This is a genomic window from Gemmatimonadales bacterium (assembly GCA_036279355.1).
GTDB lineage: Bacteria > Gemmatimonadota > Gemmatimonadetes > Gemmatimonadales > GWC2-71-9 > DASQPE01.
Genome location: DASUJH010000035.1, coordinates 1 through 3,495, shown reverse-complemented (window position 1 = coordinate 3,495; position 3,495 = coordinate 1). Strand labels below are relative to the sequence as shown.

Below are 3,495 nucleotides of genomic sequence, written 5' to 3'. Positions count from 1 at the left end.
CCCGCGGCGGCGAGCGCGTACATGAGGTGCACGGTGACGCGCGAGTTGAGCGGCTCGTGGTCGGCGAGGCGGCGCCACCAGTCGGCGGCGCTCCGGTGATCCTCGCGGGCCGCGGCCTCGGCGGCGAGGGTCTCGAGCGTCTCGCCGTAGTCGCGCGCGAGCCCGGTGCGCTCGTTGTCGGCCCAGCGCTCGAACTCGGGCGCGCCGCTCAGGAAGAAGCCGTCGAGAAAAGGCCCGCCATAGAGCGCGGCGGCGCGCGCGAGGTCGCCCGCGTGGCGGGCGGTGTGGAACTCGGCCACGTCGGTGGAGACGAGCTCGGGGTTGAGACGGAGGTCGCCCGAGCCGAGGAAGAGCGCATCGGCGCCGGTGGCGCGGCGGAGCGCGTAGAGCGCCTGCGTAAGCCGGTGGGCCGCCCGCTCGGCCTCGGCCTCGGGCCAGAGGTAGGCAAGCAGCTTATCCCGACTCACCCCGCGGTCGCCGCCGACGGCGAGGAGCGCGAGCAACGCGAGCGACTTCCGCTGGGCCGGCGCCCCGCCCAACGGGCCGTCGCCGCCCTCGACGGCGGGCGTGCCGAGCAGTCGCAGTCGGAGCAACGTGCGGGGCCTCGGAAATCCGGGTTGGCGGTCCGTCTATAGCGTTGCTGACAATCGTCTGATCAGCGGCTGACCAGCTCGCCTATAGTAGGCCCGCCTTCCCGGCGCGGCAAGCAACCGCAGGACGGGGGGGCCGGCCCCGCGCCCGCGAGCCGCCGAGCCACTCACCAGGAGGATCCGGCCATGCGTGACACGCTTTCCGCGGCGCTCCTTGCCGCTCTGCTCACCGCCGGCTGCAGCGCCGGCGACGCCACGGCGCCCGGCGCCGCTTCGCTTCGAGAGGTGCCCATGCACGATAACTACGAGGCCACCGGCGGCATTGCGCCCGGCCCCTCGGCCGACTGCCCGCTGGTCACGACCCTCTCGGGCGGCGGCGAAGGCACGCACGTCGGCAAGTACACGATCACCAACTCGCACTGTGACAATCCCACGACCGGCGAGTTCTTCAACGGCAGCTTCACCAAGACTACGGCGAACGGCGACCAGTTGTTCGGCACCTACAGCGGCACGTTCACGGCGACCGGGTCGTCGGGCTCGGTCGTCACCTTCGCGATCAACGGTGACTTGATCTTTACCGGCGGCACCGGAAAGTTCGCGGGAGCCACCGGGCAGCAGACGCTCACCGGAACCCAGACCACCGATTTCGGGCAGGCGGGTTTCCCGACCAGCATCACGCTCACGCTCGACGGCGTCATCTCGAGCGTCGGCTCGAACCCCTGAGGCGCCCGCCGCGCTCAATGGAGGTGTCGTCATGGCCACACAACCTCAACCGAACGCCCGGCTGCTCCCGAGCCAGCGGAAGCTCGACGAGGCGGTGGTCCGCGTACGCGAGGCCGCGCCCGCTTTTGCCCGGCTCGCCCTCGCCGACCGCATCGCCCTCGCCCGCTCGATGCGCGCCGGCTATCTCCGCATCGCCGAACGCAGCGTACGCGCCGCCTGCGCCGCCAAGGGCATCCGACTCGGCACCCCGGCCGAGGGCGAAGAGTGGGGGACAGGACCCTGGTGCGTCGTCCGCCAGCTTCGCCTGCTTATCGAATCGCTTTGCTCGCTCGAACGGAACGGCAACACACCGATCGGCGCGATGCGGCCCACCGCCGACGGCCGTGTCGCCGTCCGGGTGTTTCCGGCCAACGCCATCGACGGCATGCTTTTCTCCGGCATCACCGTCGACGTGCGGATGCGGGCCGGCGTGGACGAGGCCGCGGTGCGCGACACCCGCGCGAGCTTCTACAAGCGCCCCACTCACGCGGGCCGAACCGTGCTCGTGCTCGGCGCCGGCAACCTCGCCGCGATCCCGGCCATGGACGTGCTGACCAAGCTCTTCAACGAGGGTAAGGTCTGCGTGCTCAAGATGAATCCGGTGAACGCCTACCTCGCTCCGTTCATCGAGGAGGCGTTCGTCGATGCGATCGCGGCCGGGTATCTCGCCGTGGTCTACGGCGGCACCGACGAGGGCGGCTACCTGGCGCACCATCCGGGGATCGATGAAGTCCACCTTACCGGCTCGGACAAGACGTACGACGCCATTGTGTGGGGCCCGCCCTGCCCCGAGCGCGACGCGCGCAAGGCGTGCGGCGCACCCGTGCTCGCCAAGCCGGTCACGGCCGAGCTGGGTAACGTGTCGCCGGTGCTCGTGATGCCGTGGAACTACAGTGAAAAGGAGCTCGCCTTCCAGGCCGAGAGCATCGCGGGCGCGGTGACCCACAACGCGTCGTTCAACTGCAACGCCGCCAAGATGCTGGTGCTGCCAAAGGGCTGGAGCCGGCGCGGAGAGTTGCTCGCCGGCATCGAGCGCGCGCTGGCGGCGGCGCCGCTCCGGCAGGCGTACTATCCGGGCGCGGCAGATCGCTGGCGCGCGCTCACCGGCGGCCGCAGCGAAGTGCGCACCATCGGTGCGGCGGCCGAAGGCGCACTGCCCTGGACGCTCCTGCCGGGCCTCGACGCGAGCAACGCATCCGAGCCCGCGTTTTCCACTGAGCCATTCTGCGCGATTCTGTCGGAGACGTCGGTCGGAAGCGACGATCCGATCGAGTTTCTCGAGCGCGCGGTGACGTTCGCAAATGACCGGCTCTGGGGTACGCTTGCCGCCGATCTCGTGGTGCACCCGAAGGCGCTCAAGGACCCGCGCCTGTCCGAGGCGGTGGAGCGGGGCATCGCGCGGCTCCGATACGGCGCGGTGACGGTCAATAGCTGGTCGGGGTTCGTGTTCGCGTGCGGCACGCCGCCCTGGGGCGCGTTTCCTGGCTCGACGCCCGCCGACATCCAGAGCGGCACCGGCTGGGCGCACAACACGCCGATGCTGGAGGGAATCGAGAAGGCCGTGCTCCGGCATCCGATTACGCTGATGCCCAAGCCTGCGACGTTCCCGAGCCACCGCACGGCGCACGCGCTGCTCCGGCGGATCACGTATCTCGACGAACAGGCGAAATGGTCGAAGGTGCCCGGGGTGGTTGCGGCTGCGATGCGGGGATAGCAACGGCATGAAAACGGTACCGCTCGGCGTGGTCGCCGGCGGTACCGTTGCGCATGGCCGCTTGCGAATCTCGGCTCCCGGAGCCCATTGTATGGCGATGCCAGCGCCCGTCTATCACACAGCGGAGATGGTCCGAGCGATGCCGGAAGACGGCAATCGCTACGAGCTCGTCTACGGCGAGCTGCTCGTGACGCCGGCGCCCCGGCCATGGCACGAAATCGTCCAGGACCGGCTTCGCGATGCACTCCGGGCCTATCTGGAGCGCGAACCTGTCGGCCACGCCTTCGGGCCCCTCGCCGATATCTCGTGGAGCGATGACGTGCTGGTCTCACCCGATCTGTTCGTCGTGCCGCTCGAGTAGGCGCGCACGCTCGATTCACGCTCGCGCTCGCCGAGCTCTTCCGTCCTCTCTAGTCCGCTCGGGCCGAG

General features: G+C 70.0%; 4 protein-coding genes. 3 read left to right on the top strand and 1 reads right to left on the bottom strand.

Annotation, left to right across the window (positions count from 1 at the left end; all coding sequences use genetic code 11):
• Positions 1-593: BTAD domain-containing putative transcriptional regulator (locus VFW66_09875; GenBank protein HEX5386996.1), on the bottom strand; the 593-nt coding region annotated here is incomplete at its 3' end.
• 183 nt (positions 594-776) lie between these two features.
• On the opposite strand from VFW66_09875, the gene VFW66_09870 reads away from it, so the two are divergent.
• The 3 genes from VFW66_09870 (at position 777) to VFW66_09860 (ending at position 3,427) form a co-directional block, all read left to right on the top strand.
• Entirely contained in the window at positions 777-1,313 is a 537-nt protein-coding gene (locus tag VFW66_09870; protein ID HEX5386995.1) for a hypothetical protein, read from the top strand.
• Positions 1,314-1,344: 31 nt separating this feature from the next.
• Positions 1,345-3,066 (top strand): aldehyde dehydrogenase family protein, encoded by a 1,722-nt coding sequence (locus tag VFW66_09865; GenBank protein HEX5386994.1) that lies wholly within the window; start codon positions 1,345-1,347, stop codon positions 3,064-3,066.
• 139 nt (positions 3,067-3,205) lie between these two features.
• On the top strand, positions 3,206-3,427 hold the full coding sequence (locus VFW66_09860) for a Uma2 family endonuclease (protein ID HEX5386993.1): 222 nt from the start codon (positions 3,206-3,208) through the stop codon (positions 3,425-3,427).
• Positions 3,428-3,495 lie beyond the last annotated feature (68 nt).